At 62.0% G+C, this 15481-nt stretch carries 17 protein-coding genes; 11 read left to right on the forward strand and 6 right to left on the reverse strand.

Going from position 1 to position 15481, the window contains the following annotated elements:
- Positions 1 to 101: 101 nt before the first annotated feature.
- From MST27_RS14745 to MST27_RS14770, 6 genes are all read right to left on the reverse strand, one after another.
- Entirely contained in the window at positions 102 to 1253 is a 1152-nt protein-coding gene (locus MST27_RS14745) for an alpha/beta hydrolase family protein (protein WP_243606701.1), read from the reverse strand.
- 32 nt (positions 1254 to 1285) lie between these two features.
- Entirely contained in the window at positions 1286 to 1867 is a 582-nt protein-coding gene (locus tag MST27_RS14750; protein WP_243606702.1) for a class I SAM-dependent methyltransferase, read from the reverse strand.
- A 204-nt stretch (positions 1868 to 2071) separates the two neighbouring features.
- On the reverse strand, positions 2072 to 3130 hold the full coding sequence (locus MST27_RS14755; protein WP_275973241.1) for an SDR family oxidoreductase: 1059 nt from the start codon (positions 3128 to 3130) through the stop codon (positions 2072 to 2074).
- Between the two features lie 95 nt (positions 3131 to 3225).
- Positions 3226 to 3591: a hypothetical protein gene (locus MST27_RS14760; protein ID WP_243606703.1), complete on the reverse strand. Its 366-nt coding sequence runs from the start codon at positions 3589 to 3591 to the stop codon at positions 3226 to 3228.
- Between the two features lie 65 nt (positions 3592 to 3656).
- Positions 3657 to 5024: an NTP/NDP exchange transporter gene (locus MST27_RS14765; protein ID WP_243606704.1), complete on the reverse strand. Its 1368-nt coding sequence runs from the start codon at positions 5022 to 5024 to the stop codon at positions 3657 to 3659.
- Between the two features lie 145 nt (positions 5025 to 5169).
- Positions 5170 to 6057 (reverse strand): SDR family oxidoreductase, encoded by an 888-nt coding sequence (locus tag MST27_RS14770; protein WP_243606937.1) that lies wholly within the window; start codon positions 6055 to 6057, stop codon positions 5170 to 5172.
- A 358-nt stretch (positions 6058 to 6415) separates the two neighbouring features.
- On the opposite strand from MST27_RS14770, the gene MST27_RS14775 reads away from it, so the two are divergent.
- From MST27_RS14775 to MST27_RS14825, 11 genes are all read left to right on the forward strand, one after another.
- The gene (locus tag MST27_RS14775; RefSeq protein WP_243606705.1) at positions 6416 to 6982 is read left to right on the forward strand and encodes a TetR/AcrR family transcriptional regulator; all 567 of its coding nucleotides are present in this window, start codon (positions 6416 to 6418) and stop codon (positions 6980 to 6982) included.
- Between the two features lie 606 nt (positions 6983 to 7588).
- A complete protein-coding gene (locus MST27_RS14780; RefSeq protein ID WP_243606706.1) occupies positions 7589 to 8116 on the forward strand; it encodes a PAAR domain-containing protein in 528 nt (175 codons plus the stop codon).
- An 11-nt stretch (positions 8117 to 8127) separates the two neighbouring features.
- Complete coding sequence (locus MST27_RS14785) at positions 8128 to 9159, forward strand: hypothetical protein (RefSeq protein WP_243606707.1); 1032 nt, start codon at positions 8128 to 8130, stop codon at positions 9157 to 9159.
- Entirely contained in the window at positions 9156 to 9752 is a 597-nt protein-coding gene (locus MST27_RS14790) for a hypothetical protein (protein ID WP_243606708.1), read from the forward strand. Before MST27_RS14785 ends, MST27_RS14790 begins: the two co-directional genes overlap by 4 nt.
- Before the next feature lie 42 nt (positions 9753 to 9794).
- A complete protein-coding gene (locus MST27_RS14795) occupies positions 9795 to 10445 on the forward strand; it encodes a CHAP domain-containing protein (protein ID WP_243606709.1) in 651 nt (216 codons plus the stop codon).
- A 462-nt stretch (positions 10446 to 10907) separates the two neighbouring features.
- Positions 10908 to 12725 (forward strand): SLC13 family permease, encoded by a 1818-nt coding sequence (locus MST27_RS14800; protein WP_338052451.1) that lies wholly within the window; start codon positions 10908 to 10910, stop codon positions 12723 to 12725.
- A gap of 89 nt (positions 12726 to 12814) precedes the next feature.
- The gene (gene trxC, locus MST27_RS14805; protein WP_243606711.1) at positions 12815 to 13249 is read left to right on the forward strand and encodes a thioredoxin TrxC; all 435 of its coding nucleotides are present in this window, start codon (positions 12815 to 12817) and stop codon (positions 13247 to 13249) included.
- 206 nt (positions 13250 to 13455) lie between these two features.
- Complete coding sequence (locus tag MST27_RS14810; protein WP_243606712.1) at positions 13456 to 14178, forward strand: beta-ketoacyl synthase chain length factor; 723 nt, start codon at positions 13456 to 13458, stop codon at positions 14176 to 14178.
- Positions 14154 to 14957, forward strand: a complete 804-nt coding sequence (locus MST27_RS14815; protein ID WP_243606713.1) for a lysophospholipid acyltransferase family protein — start codon at positions 14154 to 14156, stop codon at positions 14955 to 14957. Before MST27_RS14810 ends, MST27_RS14815 begins: the two co-directional genes overlap by 25 nt.
- Entirely contained in the window at positions 14944 to 15207 is a 264-nt protein-coding gene (locus tag MST27_RS14820) for a phosphopantetheine-binding protein (RefSeq protein WP_243606714.1), read from the forward strand. Before MST27_RS14815 ends, MST27_RS14820 begins: the two co-directional genes overlap by 14 nt.
- Positions 15208 to 15220: 13 nt before the next feature.
- Positions 15221 to 15478, forward strand: a complete 258-nt coding sequence (locus tag MST27_RS14825) for an acyl carrier protein (protein WP_243606715.1) — start codon at positions 15221 to 15223, stop codon at positions 15476 to 15478.
- Positions 15479 to 15481 lie beyond the last annotated feature (3 nt).

Genomic DNA, 15481 nt, shown 5'->3' on the forward strand with positions numbered 1-15481 from the left:
TCAGCGTCACCCATGCGTATTCGATTATTGGCACAATCCGACCATCGAAGGGGCACCATGCAGCGACCATCGAGCCAGTCATGACGAAAGCGGGAGTTGTTTCATCTCACGTTGGCTTGGGTTGAGTCGGCGTCCTCCAAGGAGGGCAGTCCTGTCCTCACGCCGGCCCGTGTCGTCATGCTTCGCGGCGTGTCATTCGAGCTTGGTGCCCGCATCAAGATGTATTGCCAGTTGGTTTGCCACTGCGCGAGCGCTGTTCCGTCACGCTCATAGATCAAGTCGAGGAAGGCCAAGGTGAGATCTGCGGTGGCAACCTTCACCTTGGCATTGAGCGATGGGCCGCCGGTGAATGAACGGTCGGTGAACATGCTGTGGGAGCCGCCATGGAATACCGCTAGCAGCTTGTTCGGATGGGCGATCGCATCGAAGATGGCCAGTCGATCCTCCACACCCGAGCGATAGCCCGGAATCTCGATCATGTCGTCGGTCGATGTCACGTGCATGGTCGGAACCGACACTTTGCTCAGCACTGCCGCCAGATCGGGTTCGCCGTAGAACGGCGGTGCCGAAATGACGACCGCCGCGGAGAAGCGAGAGTCCAGGTAGTTGATGGTCTGACCGTCTCTGACGACTTGCGCGCCGACCGTAAGCAGCGTGGTATTCGCGCCGTACGAATGGCCGGCCGCGACCAGGCGCTGGCGGTCTACCGCAGCACCACGGCTGCCCATTTCGTCCGAGAGCATTCGGTCGAGCGCGAAGCGCACATCGCCGGCACGTGCGATGGCCTCCTTTTCCTGAGCCGCGGCCTGCAAACGACCAACCACACCGAACGGGTTGCCCCTCCAAAGCTCCACGTCACTGCCGACATGCTGGACGTGCAGGCTGGCGACGCCACGGGCCGACCAGTATTTGCCGAGGTAACTGTAGCCTTGCCGAGAACCGCCGATGCCATGCGAGAACACCACCAATGGCACCGACGAATTAGGCACGGTACCGGTTGGCCAGTACAGGCGCGCTGGCACCGGGCGCGATCGAGATTGATCGACCCAGTCGAAATCAATTACCAGATAGGGTGGCTCGGTGCCCTGTGCCCTCGCGGCCGGATGCGACAAGGTCAACGCAGCCAACAGCAGCATGGCATTCACGTACCGCCGCCCCATGCTCCCCCGCATTTTTGGCGTTTTCGGCGGGATGCCGCACGCCTTAGGATTGAGGCCTCCGGTGACTGGCCCGCGTTCTGGGATATCGCTCATAAGACTCCTGGCGTCAAACCGCGCTGCTTCGGCTAGAAGCCCTTGGCCGGAATGGGATTGCGAGATATTTGAAAGACAGCCGCTGGTGGAAGGTTCGCCAGAGTCCCGCCGACGTAGCGCGCCCGGAGGCCGAAACGCTCAAGGATCGCCCGAGGAACGGGGCAACGGGGGCCGTAGGTGAACTGATAGAACGCACCGTCTTGACGTAGATGTGCGAACGCTCCCCTCAGGATGCGTACAACTTGCAAGGGCGGCATCGAAAGCAAGGGCAGGCCACTGACCACCGCACCGGCCTTTTCTCTACCGAATGGCTGTATACCCCCGAGCCGGGCCGCATCCATGCAGAAGACTCTGATCGCTGGGAACTCCTCTCGCAGACTTCGCGCGAAGTGCGAGCCGAATTCGACGAGGGCAAGTTGTTCCTGTGGAATGCCCCTTTCAATGAGCTGTCGTGTAAACACGCCCGTACCTGGGCCGAGTTCGATCACGGGCGCGTCGTCGAGTGAGACTCCGCTCGTGATCAGCGTGGCGAGCGCTTTGCTCGATGGAGCGATTGCTGCGACGCGCCTCGGCGCACTGACCCAGTTGCATAGAAAGCTAAGTTGCTCGTTCATCGGACAAGACTCGATTGAGGGACGGCCAGCGGATCGGCAGGGACTAATTTCGGATGATGGCGACGCTGGAGTCCTGCGCCTCGTCCATGGAGAAACACGTCAGGCAGCCGTTCCGATTCGATCAACAGCCAGGAGCCGAAGATCGCGCAGAGCGTGCCGCCGACTGCGATCAGGAAGAAGAGGCGCTTGTCCCTGACGATGCGATCAACGGCCGCGCGCAGGGAACCTCGTGCCGGTGATCTCTTCGGTGATCGTCCATAGACGGGCAGCGGCCGCAGCATCGCTGGCGAGCGGGGGAACGGTCGCCAGGCCAAGCGGCCCCGCCATCTCGTTGGGGCCAGTCGGCCCGTAGTAGGCTCCGCCTTGCGCCTCGGGTGCGGTGGCGGCATACAGCGTAGGCACTGCGCCCTGAGCCGCGGTCTGGAGGTGCTCACGCATCGCAGACCATTGACGCCCCTGTTCGCTTTCCAGGCCGGGGCCGCGCGCAACCAGTTCGGTCACCGCGACGCCGGGGTGGGCGGCCAGGCTCTGGATGCCCCAGCCTGCGGCATCGCTGCGCCGTTGCAGTTCGAACGCGAACATCAAACATGCCAGTTTGGACTGGGCATAGGTAAGCATCGGCTCGTACGCCTGCGTGAACTGAAGGTCGTCGAAATTGATGCTGCCACGGTGAACGGCAATACTGGACAACGTTACGACGCGAGGAGAATCGCTCTTGCGCAACAGCGGCAACAGCTCGGCAGTCAGAACGAAGTGCCCCGCGTAGTTCGTGGCGAATTGCATCTCCAGGCCATCCGCAGAGGTGCCGCGCTCGGGAGGCGCCATGATGGCCGCGTTGTTGATCAGTCCATCCAGTCGGGGCAGCGTGGTGCCGAGACGTTGGCCCAGCGCACGGACCGAGGACAGATCGGACAGGTCAACGGATTCGAACTGCACCTGGGCGTTGGGCACTTCCTGTTTGATCCGGTCGATCGCTTCCTGACCCCGCTGAGGGTTGCGCGCCGCGATCACAACCTGCGCACCTGCGGCAGCCAGGGTTTTGGCGTCCTCATACCCCATGCCACTGGTTCCGCCAGTGACCAGGAAGATGCGCCCCTCCTGAGAAGGCATGTCGGCAGGGTTCCAATCGGGTTGGGGCGGGCTCTGCGCCGCCGCGCTGCCCACGACAATTACGCAACTCAGCAGCACGCCACAGACGGCGAGACGGCTTTGCCATCCGGAACGCGCCACACGCGTATTTCTCGTTCGCAGTATGTTGATCATCTTTGTGCCCTCAAGGTTGGAGAGTTGCATCGAGGGATCAGAAGCGTCTGAGCAATCGAAGCAATCCAGTCGACGAACGTTTACTCGGAAAGAAATCAATGAACACAACCCAGTCGGGTTGACTGCTGTGCAAGCAAAGTCAAACGCTTTTCCGCCTCATTGGAGGCAAAGGCGGCTTGACCGTAGCGGGCTGCCACGATGAAGGGCACAACAGCGCGCCAGGAATCACTCTTGGCCTGATCTGCGACGGCCTTCGACGCACTTCCCTCCTCTGCTTGCTGGGCCAACTCTGCGCAAGACAGTGTTCCGAACTGCCGCTCGTCCACCGTGCTCTTGGGAGCCTGAGCGCAAGCAGTCAAGAGCATAGGAACTACAAGCAAGGCCGAGAATCGGACTGGTACTTTCGTCTTCGCGTCGGCAGGACGAGCGAGCTTGGTAAGTGTTCGTGCTGACAGGTTCATCTCGTGGTTCCAATAGCCATGGGTTGGTTTCCTACCTTGGTATGCAGAAGGCTTGCGGTCGGCATCTATGGCGCGGCTGAATCCGCGCCGCGCGCCACGGGCGGACTAGCGCCGACCTGCGCACCGTCGGATGCCGCAGGCGCGGCGCGCGCCGTAAGCTGCTCCACGCGCCGTGCTTGCGCACGCCCCAGCCAGATGGCCAGTGCGACCCAGACCAGCGCCAGCGGCAAGACAGCGCCGATCAGTGCGCCCATGGCCAGTCCCAGCCTTCCGAACGCGCCTTCGGTCTGTGCGCCTAGGACGTCGCCGGCGCGGTAGATGAAGGTATCTATGAAGGCCTTGGCCTTGTATTTGTCCTCGCGATTGACCACGGTGAACAGAGCCTCCCGCGCCGGCCGGGTGATGCCGCGTTGTACGGCGCGGTTGGTAGCTTCGAGCAGGATCAGCACCACGAACGAACCGTAGACCGCCAGGCCGATGAAGCCGAGTGCGGTGGCCGCCGGCAGGATCGCCAATGCCACGCCGAGGCCGAAGCGCTTGATGATCTTTCCGGTCAGGGTGAGTTGCAGGACCAGCACCGCGACCTGCGTCCACATGTCGATGTTGCCGAAGATCGCTGTGCGCGCATCGGTGTCTTCGGCCACCTCCGCGACCATCTGCAGGCGAGTGAAATAGACGAGCGTCGCCACCACAGTCATTAGCAGGATGTAACCGGCGATGCCGGTCAGGTAAGGAGACCGGAACACCGCACGCAGGCCCGACCAGGCGCTGCCGCCGATGCGCTCGCCCTCGCTCGCGAAACCGGTCGCCTCAACGGATGTGTCGGTAGGCGCCCGGTCCGGCGCCGCTCGAACCAGAAGCCAGGCCATGGCAAGCGCCAGCAACAAGAATCCACACGCAACAAGAAGCAGGCTAGGTGTCCCCAGAGGCTGGGCCAATCGCGACGTGAGCCACGGTCCAAAAATCGCGCCGAGCGTGCCGCCGACCGAGATCAGGGCGAAGAAGCGTTTGCCCTGGTCGCTGGTGAAGCGGTCGGCCAGCAACGCCCAAAACACCATGGTTGCAAATAGGTTGAACACGCTGTACCAGACGAAGAACACCTGGCCGCTGCGCTGGCCCACAGAGTCGGGAGCGAACATCAGTAAAGCCCAGAAGCCCACCAGACTCAGCACGAAGAATCCGTAGGTCGTGCCGATGAACTGCAGCCGCCGCAGACGGCTAACCAACCAACCGAATAAGGGGTTCACCGCCAACGTAACAACTGCGGTGCCGATGAACAGCCAGCGGATGCTCTCGATGCCACGTTCCATCCCCAAGGCGTCGCGCGCCGGCCGCAGCAGCATCAGCGCGGTTAGTACGAAGAAGAAAAACAGGGCTGCGATCAGCACTGGTCCGAACTCCTCGCGACGAAGATTGAGCAGGGCTTGCAGCATGCGGGGACGGCGCGAGACGGGGGTCGTGGTTCCGCTCATGGAATAAGCTCCTGACCGGAGCACATCGGCGCCGGAAACGAAAGAGGGGATCGGGTCGGTCGTCGGTCGCGAAGGCAGCAGAGGCAGGCGACCAATCAGCGAGGCGCTACGGGAACCGCGTGCCGCTAAGCTCCTCGCTGATCGCCCAAAGCCGAGCGGCCGTGTCGGCATCCGTGGCAGCGGGAGGTACCTTGGCGAGGCCGAGCGGGCCGCGCACTTCCATCATCCCGGTAGGCCCGTAGTAGGTTCCGCCTTGCGCCTCCACGGCGGTGGCGGCAAACAGCGTCGGCAACGCGCCGTGCGCGGCCGGCTGGAACAGAAACGGCAGGTTGCGGCGGACGAATCCCGAAACGCCGCCGCGATTGGCCAACAGGTTGGTGCGCGAGACCCCCGGATGGGATGCAAGGCTCTGTATGCCCCAACCGCCTGCATCGCTGCGCCGTTGCAGTTCACGAGCAAACATCAGGCAGGCCAGCTTCGATTGGCTATAGGCAGCCATTGGATCGTAAGCTTGCTCGAATTGCATATCCTGGAAGTGGATGGCACCGCCGCGGGCGGCGGCTATGCTGGACAAGGTGACGACGCGGGGCGAGTCGGCCTTTTGCAACAACGGCAGTAGCTCTGCGGTCAAGGCGAAGTGGCCCAGGTAATTGACGGCAAATTGCATTTCGAACCCGTCCGCCGATGTACCGCGCTCCGGCGGTTCCATAATTCCCGCATTGTTGATCAGGCCGTCGAGACGGGGGAGCGTCGCATTGAGGCGCTCACTCAGCGCGCGGACCGACGACAGGTCAGCCAAGTCGAGCGACTCGAAGCGCAAGCGCGCGTCGGGCGTTTGCTGGCGGATGCTTGTGATCGCTTCCTCGCCTTGCTTCGAATTGCGCGCCGCGATCACGACCTGCGCACCTGCGCCCGCCAGGGCTTTGGCGCTTTCGTATCCGATGCCACTCGTGCCGCCCGTGACGAGAAAGATGCGCCCCTTCTGAGAAGGCATGTCGGCAGAGCTCCAATCGGGTTTGGGCGGGCTCTGAGCAATCGAACCGCCCGAGGCATTTGCAGAGATCACTAGCAAACCGAGGGCGGCGAGGCAGATTCGCCACCGGGAATACGCATGGCGCACCTTAGAATCCAGGGTCGCCGTTCCAGTGACAACCGCAGTGAGGGAGTGCCAAGAGTAGGTATCGGAGTCGGTCCAGGCCATGGTCTTTGCCTTGCTCGGGAAAGGAACGTAAGCTAGATGCATAAATATTTACACCGAGTGCTGAATCTAATGCACTCGGTGCAGGCACGCAATAGGCCATCTAAAAATGTCGGAAATTTCTGCCAGTTCGGGCATCGCACCTTCAGAAGGCTTGCGCGAACGAAAGCGCCGCGAAACACGCCAGCGCATCGCCGAAGCCGCGTTGAGCTTGTTCCTCGCCAACGGCTACCACGGCACGACGCTGGACGACATCGCGGCAGCCGCCGGCATCTCGCGCCGCACCTTCTTCTCGTACTTCAAGTCGAAGGACGACATCATCTTGTTCGGACTGGATGCCGATTCGGCCATGCTGATTGCCGATCTGCTGAAGACATCGCCTGACGTACCGCCGCTCGATGCCGTTCGTGATGTGATGGTGAAGCGCATCGAGCGCTATACGAGCGAGGAGATGATCGCTATCGACAATCTGATGATGTCGAGCGAAACGCTGCTTGTGCGCAAGCAGGCACACTATGCGGAACAGGAGCGGTCGCTCTTCAACGCACTGTGCGAGGTCTGGCGACAGCCCGAGCGCCGTCCGGCGCTGCGGATGGTGGCCATGGTGTCCATCGGTGCGATGCGAGTCGCGCTGTCGTCATGGCGAGAGCAGACCGGCCCTCGAAAGCCGGCGGCCAAGTTCCTGCGGGACGCCTTCGACAGTTTGAGAACAGAGCTTTGACTATCTAACCGTTTAGCTGATCGAAATCCGCTCTGCCGACCCAGCGCCACACTACGTCCAGCTAACTGTACCTACGGCACTACGCACGATTTCATTGGGTTTGCAGCGTTTCCGGGCAACTCATAATCCTTTGGTCCACGGTTCGAGTCCGTGTGGGCCCACCACCTTCAAAGCCGCGCATTGCGCGGCTTTTTCGTACTCGCAGCCATTGCTAGAGAGTGAGCCGAATAATCTCGCTAATCGGCGCACAGACGAACCGTCCCATAAATCACCCTCGCTGGAGCTGGGGCTGCCCGACTGGCCGCACTTTAGCTGGCAAGCCAGACCGTTTGCTCTCTGATGCACGTCTGTATCCGGCCCGGGGGCACTTGCTGGGTATGCTCGGTGCCGTTGGCCGCAATACCGAAGTACAGCGGCCATGGGCTCGTCTTGCTGGCAGTTATCGCGCGAAAACCGACGGCGGGCGGGGATGCCAAAGAACAGGTCGATGCCCCAGGCACAGTGCGGGCGGGCACGTTTGCCGTACATCCGAACAGTGACCGTGACCACATCGAGCGCCACCAATAGCACCGAGAATACACACCCCATGCACAAGGACGTTGAATCATGGCCAAACCCGCCGCTCGACTTACCGATCTGAATGCCTGTCCAAAAACCGGGCACGGGACCAACGCCACCACCAGCGGCTCGCCTGATGTTTTGATCAATGGGCTGCCCACGCTGCGGGTCGGGGACAGCACGGCCTGCGGAGATGCCGTCGCCGAAGGAATCAGTAGCATCTTGATAAATGGCCAGCCCATCGCCTTTCTCGGCAGCGCCACCGCTCACGGCGGAGTCATCGTTACGGGCTCCGGTGATGTTCTGGTCGGCACTCAATCGGGTAGCGCGCCGTTCACCGCACCTGAGGTTTTACCCAGGCACAGCGAGCAGTACCAGCTGATCGACAGCAATACCGGCCAGCCCGTCGAGGACGCGCTTTATTGCGTGGAGTGTGCCGATGGACAGCGTTTCGTCGGGTACACCAACGCCTACGGCAATACCGAGCGAGTATTCACCAACGACCCGCAGGCCGTGATCGTTCGCTGGGGACGAGAGGCGGCCAAATATCTCAAGCAACAAGGCATTAGCTTCTAAGGACAGATGCAATGACAGCACCACACACGGGGCGGACGAGTGCGCAACATGCCATTCAGCAAGTACCCATCTCCTTGCAGCGAGACTTCATCACCGTCGTCGGCGCATCGCATATGACGCTGATGGAAAAACTGCGCGGGCAGAAAGGCAACAAGATGCGCTTCATCAATCAAGGCATCCGACAGATTCGCCTCTACCCTCCAGCAAGCGCTGACGACAGCACCCAACGCATCTTCCTGATATTCACCGAAGACTATGAACGCCCTCTGCTCGAAGCCGTGAAGGATGTGGTCGAAACACGCTACGGCGCCAAGTACAGGGAGCTCGATTCGATCGCCCACCTTCTCGATTTCATCAACTTACGCATCAGCAAAAATCGGGAGATAAAGCAGCTCGATCTGTTCGCGCACGGCTTGGTAGGGACCATTGAGTTTGGATACGAGTTGGCCAAGGCCGATAGCTACCGCATGCGCGACGCCCAGGCCCGGATGCTCAAACCCGAGGCGTTCGATTTGAGGGGCAAGATCCACTCCTATGCTTGCCGCACCGGCCTTGGCATTGATGCCGATGTGTACGTGAGCGAAGGGGAAGACCCGCTATACGAACAGAGCCTGGCGCAGCTTTTAGCAAACACTGCTCAAACCCCTGTCTGGGCGTTTGCGCGGCGCAGCAATTACGATCAGACCTATGGAAGCTCCGAAGACCGGGCTGCATTGACTGGCGCTCGCAACCGAGTCCAAGCGGACGCAAACGCCATGAAGGCATACAGGCGCCAGCTGAGTCAGTATCAAAAACGTCTGGAAGCTCACCGTCAGGCCAGCAACAACCCCATCGCAGCCCTACCTGACGAGTCTTCGCCGCGGCCACCCCAAAAGACTGCCAGCGCCGACGACCAAGCCCTCGTACGGCATGCCAATAGTCGAGACGAGTATGAGCAATCCATAGGGTATCCATTGGACGCAGAAGGGGCGGTTCGCCCTGTTCGGGCTGGAGACTCACCGACTGGAGTGCCGGCCACCTTGCTGGAGTTCAAGCCGCAATGAATCCCCGGATCAAAAAGCTACTCGGATGCGCCGCCATCGCGGCCCTACTAGCCGCTGGGCCCAATCTAAATGCCAAGGAGGGCGAGATGCCTAAAAAAATGATGATGTACTACGGGGGCTTTGAAATAGAAGAAATGTTCGATGCGAGCCAGTGGTTTACTCGCGGAATGTACAGAACGCGAAACATCGAAGCCGACGGAGGTGCCAGCAATGTCACCATGTTGCGCAGCCAGCCCAAACCCTTTACCCGCGAGCAGCTAAGCGAACTCCCATATGCCGCAGCCGAGGCATTCGATGCGGGCTATCTCGAAGGCGTAGATACCGAGGCACTCATTCTTAACCCACCCGATCTCAGCCATCGCATCCGCTACGCCTACAGCGCATTCGCCGAACCGAACAAACCGGAAGACTATTACTACCTCTACCTGGATCTGGCCGGTAGACGTTTCGCAGTCACCTTCTCTCGCGACGGTAAAACCGGCGACAACATCACCGGGAAGGCCGTCAAGGAAATCAGCGGCGATTACGCCTCGCAAGCCGAGCACCGTAAAGCCTTTGCCGAGATAGACGCGTTCGAGCGTAAAGCACGCTGATCACCTCAGTGCCGCGACGACCCGGCAGCCGCGAGTCTTCCTATGAGAAAACGCCTATGCATCGCGCTCGCTGCCGGTGTGCTACCCCCACTGGCCGCGCTGGCGCTTTATGCCGCCGTTACCCGAATAGACCCCAACCCGAAGCATGCCGTGGGCGAGCAGCTCGACGAGCTAAACGGCGTAGCGATTTACTACCACGGCGGGGTCAACACGGTGCAAGGCCGCAACCTGACTCAGGACGGATACAACCTTGGCCTTCGCTACCAATGCGTCGAGTTCGTCAAACGCTACTACTTCGAGCGCCACGACCACCGCATGCCGGACAGCTACGGGCATGCCAAAGACTTCTTCGATACACAGGTCAGCGACGGCGCACTGAATACCAGGCGCGGCCTGTTGCAGTTCACCAACGGCAGCGCCGAGCCGCCGCAAGCAGACGACCTGCTGGTGTTCGCCCCCTCGCTGCTCAACCGCTATGGGCACGTTGCGATCATTGCCAGCGTCGGTAGCGACACGCTGCAAATAGCCCAACAGAACCCAGGCCCCTTCGCCAGCACCGGGGAATCCATCCCCCTCGCCCACCGTGACGGCCGCTGGTACATCGAGAATGACCGGGTACGGGGCTGGCTCCGGCTGCCTGCTTCGAATGAGCAAATCCCAACGCTCAATCAAAGCGTTGGGTTGATGCATTAGCCACGCTATGTCGGGTTCGCAGGAGTAATAAATGACAAGCCTTCTTATGAGAGGCCTCTCGACAAGGCAGGACCAAGTCAGGCTTTGGGCAGCCCTGTCGGACACGTTTTACGCTTAAACCTTTCTAGCACGATACTTTCAGCTAACTGCACCTACGCTAAGCTACGTCCGATTTCACTGGGCTTGCGGCGTTTCTCGGCAACTCATAATCCTTTGGTCCACAGCTCGAGTCCGTGTGGGCCTACCATCTTCAAAGCCGCGCATTGCGCGGCTATGGAGTTGGATGATCGCGCCGCTACCGCCTATGAAACGCCGCCGCGTTTCCATGCCCAGCCCTCACGCAACCACGGGCCGTAAGCCCAGCCCCGCCTAACGACATATTCCTTAATCGAATATAAATCTTATAAAACGATCCTGGACTGTCTAACGCGGCGACCCTATCGTGCGCGCGGAAAGCCTTCCGTGCTTGCCGTCATGCTAAGGACGTCCATGCTGCCCGACTCCCTGCCTTTGCTGTTCGTATGCGCCTTGCTGGTCTGGGTGCTGGTGTCCTTCGTGCGGGAAAGCTGGAGCCCGGACATCGTCGTGGCGATCGCAGTGGCGGTGTTGATAGGTGCGCAGTTGCTGACGCCGAGCGAGGTGCTTGGCGTGCTGTCGAATTCGGCGCCGGTCACCATCGCCTGCATGTTCGTCATCTCCGCAGCCCTGGAGCGTACGGGTTGTATCGATGCATTGGGTAACTGGCTGGGCGGCCTCGTTGGTACAAGCCCGACCCGGGTGCTCGGCGGTCTGACGATTACCGCATTGGCCATCTCGGCGTTTCTCAACAACACGCCGGTGGTGGCGATCCTGACTCCCGTGGCGATTTCCCTGGCCAAGCGCGCGGGCACCACACCCTCGAAGCTGTTGATCCCGCTTTCCTACGCCACCATTCTCGGCGGCACGCTGACGATGATCGGGACTTCGACCAACATCCTGGTTGACGGCGTGGCACGCAAGGCGGGGCTGGAGCCATTCGGCATGTTCGAAATTACCGGCGCCGCGCTGGTGCTGGCCGCGGCGGGCATGCTTTATATGATGACCATCGGCCGGCGGCTGCTGCCCGAGCGGGACACCCTGACCAAGCTGCTCGGGCCACGACTCGACCGCACCTTCATGAGCGAGCTGCGGGTCCCGCCCGGCTCGCCTGTCGCCGGCAAGCGCATCGTCGATGCCAACCTGGACGGCGGGAGCGGTCTTCAGGTTCTGCAGGTCAATCGGGGCAGCCAGGTCTTCAGCCGACCGGAGCATGACTTCCTGCTCGAGACGGGGGATCTGCTGGTGGTGCATGGGCAGGTTGGTGACGTGGTCGAGCTGCGCGGCAGCGGGCACCTGAGCTTCAACCGCAACGATGCGTTCGAAACGCTCAGCCGCGAAGACGAGGTGTTGGCCGAAGCCATTGTCGGCCGCAACTCACGTTACAGTCATCGCCCGATGCGTGACCTGGACCTGGCTGCACGCTACGGCATCAACGTCCTGGCCGTGCATCGGCAGGACGAAAATATCCAGGGCAACCTCGACGACTTCCAGCTGCAGTTTGGCGACGTGATGCTCGTCGAGGGCACGCCGGCGCAAATCAAGCGGTTCGCCGACAACGGCGAGCTGATCAGCCTGAACGCGGTGCAGGAGCGCGCGTTCCGCCGTGACAAGGCGCCCATCGCCATCGCGACGACGCTGATCGTGATGGCGCTCGCGGCGTTCGGCGTGATGCCGATCGAGGGGCTCGCCATCATGGGGGCCGCGGCAGTACTGGCGACCCGTTGCCTGGACGTCGAGGATGCGTACAAGGCGGTGGACTGGAAGATCCTCAGCTTGATCTTCGGCATGCTGGCCATCAGCGTCGCGATGGACAAGGTCGGCCTGGTTGGCCTGATCGTCGCCAACGTCGTTGACCTGACGCCCTGGGCCGGACCGCTGTTCATGCTGTCCTTCATCTACCTGTTCACCTCGGTGCTGACCGAGATCCTGTCCAACAATGCAGTGGCCGTGCTGGTCACGCCGATCGCCATCGGTCTGGCGCAGCAGTTGGGTATCGACCCACGCGCCTTCGTCGTCGCGGTGATGTTTGCCGCCAGCGCCAGTTTCGCCACGCCGATCGGCTATCAGACCAACACCTTCGTCTACAACGCCGGCGGCTATCGGTTCGTCGATTTCCTCAAGGTGGGGATTCCGTTGAATCTGCTGTTGTGGGTCGTGGCGACGTTGGTGATCCCGCTGTTCTGGCCCCTTGCACCACTTTGAGCCCTGCCGGCCGGCCACCGCTCTACGCACTTGATATTGCGCCAGCCGACTCCACCTAAGACTTCAGTGTCTGCCAGAGGAGCTTCGTCATGACCGCCCGCCTCGTCCCCTGCGCCCATTGCGCCGGGCTCAACCGCATCCCCGCCGAGCGTCTTGGCGACGCGCCACGCTGCGGCCATTGCAAGTCCGCGGTGCTCAGCCGCACGCCCTTCGCTCTGGACGCGTCCCGTTTCGATCAGCAGATCAAGGGCGACCTGCCGCTGCTGGTCGATGTCTGGGCCAGCTGGTGCGGCCCGTGCCGTGCCTTCGCCCCGACATTCGAGCAGGCCGCCGCCCAGCTCGTGGGTGTCTGCCGCCTGGCGAAGCTGGACAGCGAAGCCAATCCGCAACTGTCCACCCGCCTGGGCATTCGCTCGATCCCCAGCCTGATCCTGTTCCGGGACGGCCGTGAGCTGGCCCGACAGAGCGGCGCCATGCCGCTGCCCCAGCTGCTCGCCTGGCTGAAACAGCAAGGCGTGGGCTGAACTGACAGGCCCGCAGACAACATCTAGCCCGCTCGGTTCCCGAATACCGCTACCTCTTATCCGGATATTTCAAGCAACGTTTGCCTCGGGTTGAACGCGATTGGATAATGCCCCGCACTTTCGCGGCGGACATTTACCGATAGTCGCTGTACAGGGACGTCGACACGCCAATAACAAAGGCTCAAGAAGAGCCGGTGAGTTCAAGCGTGATTCAATTCGATATCGATCAATGGCAGGCCTGGGCTCCAGGCCTGGCGAGCGTTGCCGACTGGGCGATCTGGGCCAGGGAACCCTATCGTGTCCAACCCGGCGATGAAATGCCGGACGTCACGTTCCTCCCGGCGATGCAACGCCGCCGCCTCAGCCGCCTGGCTCGTATGGCCTTCACCGTGGCCACGCCACTGGCTGAAGGCAAGCCCCCGCTCCCACTGGTCTACGCCTCGCGCCACGGCGAAACACCGCGGACATACGCCATTCTCGAGGACCTGGCTCATGACGAGCCGATGTCGCCGACCCAATTCAGCCTCTCGGTGCACAACGCGATCATCGGTCTCTGGTCGATTCAGCGTGGAGACACCAGTGAAATGACCGCGCTGGCCGCCGAGGGCGACGGCCTCGAACATGCCGTGCTCGAAGCCGGCCTGCTACTCGCCGAAGGTGCGCCCGGTGTGCTCGTCGTGATCGCCGAGGACCAACCGCCAGCGGCCTATGAGCCCTGGGTCAGCGACGTGCCGTTCCCCTACGCCCTAGGGCTGCTCCTCACGCCCGGCGATCGCTGGCGCCTGAGTCTGGAAGCCGGCGACCCGTCTCGGCACGAGCCCGGCCAATGGCCGCACGCGCTCGAGCTGATCCGCACACTGGTCACTGGCCAGCCGCGCCGCGCGCATCAATGGAAGGGACGCAGATGGAACTGGCAGCAAGCTCACTGACCCCCCGCCGCAGCGCACCCTGGGCCTGGCGCCTGATCGCTACCGCATTGTCGTTCACCCTGTTTGGCCTGGGCGGGCTCTGCCTGCGCCTGGTCGTGTTCCCGCTGCTCTCGCTGCTGCCGGGCGACGCCGCGCTGCAGCGCCGGCGCGCACGCCAGACCGTCAGCCGTCTGTTCTGGCTGTTCGTGCAGTTCATGTACCGCAGCGGCGTGCTGACCTATGAGGTCGAGGGCGCCGAGCGTCTCGGGCGCCCCGGCCAGCTCGTCATTGCCAACCATCCTTCGCTCATCGACGTGGTGGTCTTGATCGGTCTGATCCGCGACGCCAACTGCGTGGTCAAGCAAAGCCTCTGGGACAACCCCTTCACCCGCGGCCCGATTCGTGCCGCGCAGTACATCAGCAACAACGGCAGTGCCGAGATGCTCGACGAAGCCGCCAGCGCGCTGCGCGACGGCCAGACGCTGATCATCTTTCCCGAAGGCACGCGCACGACGCCGGGCCAGGCGCCGCAATTTCATCGCGGGGCCGCATCGATCGCACTACGCGGCGCGACCGTGGTAACGCCGGTGGTCATCAGCGTCACGCCGACGACTCTGACCAAGGCCGAGCCCTGGTATCGCATCCCGGCCCGGCGGTTTCATTTTCATCTGCGGGTCGGTGCCGACATCGATCCGCAGGCGTTTGCCGCCGGGGGGGCGGCGCCCATCGCTTCGCGGCGACTCAATGATCATCTGCACCAACACTTCATACAGGAGCTCGCACTCGATGAGCCAACTTAAGCTTGAGATCAGGCAACTGATCATCGACGCCCTGGGTCTGGAAGACCTCTCGCCGGACGATATCGTCGCTGACCAACCCCTGTTCGGCGAAGGCCTGGGCCTCGACTCGGTCGACGCGCTCGAGCTGGGACTGGCCATTCAGAAGCGCTTCGGTATCAAGATCGACGCCGACGCCAAGGACACCCGTACGCATTTCGCCAGCGTCGACAGCCTGGCCGCGTACATTCATGCCAACCGTGCCGTCGCCTGAGGAGGAGCCCAACGTGAACAGCCGTGACGAAATCTTCCTGACCCTGCGTGATGCACTGGTCGAGCTCTTCGAACTGGAGCCCGAGCGAGTGACCCTCGAGGCGAACCTCTATCAGGACCTCGAAATCGACAGCATCGACGCGGTCGACCTGATCGACCACATCAAGCGCCAGACGGGCAAGAAGATCGCCGCCGAGGAATTCAAGTCCGTGCGCACCGTCGGCGACGTGGTCGAAGCCGTCCATCGCATGGTCAACCCCGAAGCCGCCTGAACG

Origin of the sequence: Stutzerimonas marianensis (genome assembly GCF_022810315.1) — a bacterium.
Classification (GTDB): Bacteria; Pseudomonadota; Gammaproteobacteria; order Pseudomonadales; family Pseudomonadaceae; genus Stutzerimonas; species Stutzerimonas marianensis.

Coding starts and splice junctions, on each gene's coding strand:
- MST27_RS14745 (WP_243606701.1), bottom strand. CDS start 1,253: ATGAGCGATATCCCAGAACGCGGGCCAGTCACCGGAGGCCTCAATCCT.
- MST27_RS14770 (WP_243606937.1), bottom strand. CDS start 6,057: ATGCCTTCTCAGAAGGGGCGCATCTTTCTCGTCACGGGCGGCACGAGT.
- MST27_RS14790 (WP_243606708.1), top strand. CDS start 9,156: ATGAATCCCCGGATCAAAAAGCTACTCGGATGCGCCGCCATCGCGGCC.
- MST27_RS14780 (WP_243606706.1), top strand. CDS start 7,589: ATGGCCAAACCCGCCGCTCGACTTACCGATCTGAATGCCTGTCCAAAA.
- MST27_RS14785 (WP_243606707.1), top strand. CDS start 8,128: ATGACAGCACCACACACGGGGCGGACGAGTGCGCAACATGCCATTCAG.
- MST27_RS14765 (WP_243606704.1), bottom strand. CDS start 5,024: ATGCTGCAAGCCCTGCTCAATCTTCGTCGCGAGGAGTTCGGACCAGTG.
- MST27_RS14750 (WP_243606702.1), bottom strand. CDS start 1,867: ATGAACGAGCAACTTAGCTTTCTATGCAACTGGGTCAGTGCGCCGAGG.
- MST27_RS14815 (WP_243606713.1), top strand. CDS start 14,154: ATGGAACTGGCAGCAAGCTCACTGACCCCCCGCCGCAGCGCACCCTGG.
- MST27_RS14820 (WP_243606714.1), top strand. CDS start 14,944: ATGAGCCAACTTAAGCTTGAGATCAGGCAACTGATCATCGACGCCCTG.
- trxC (WP_243606711.1), top strand. CDS start 12,815: ATGACCGCCCGCCTCGTCCCCTGCGCCCATTGCGCCGGGCTCAACCGC.
- MST27_RS14795 (WP_243606709.1), top strand. CDS start 9,795: ATGAGAAAACGCCTATGCATCGCGCTCGCTGCCGGTGTGCTACCCCCA.
- MST27_RS14760 (WP_243606703.1), bottom strand. CDS start 3,591: ATGAACCTGTCAGCACGAACACTTACCAAGCTCGCTCGTCCTGCCGAC.
- MST27_RS14755 (WP_275973241.1), bottom strand. CDS start 3,130: ATGATCAACATACTGCGAACGAGAAATACGCGTGTGGCGCGTTCCGGA.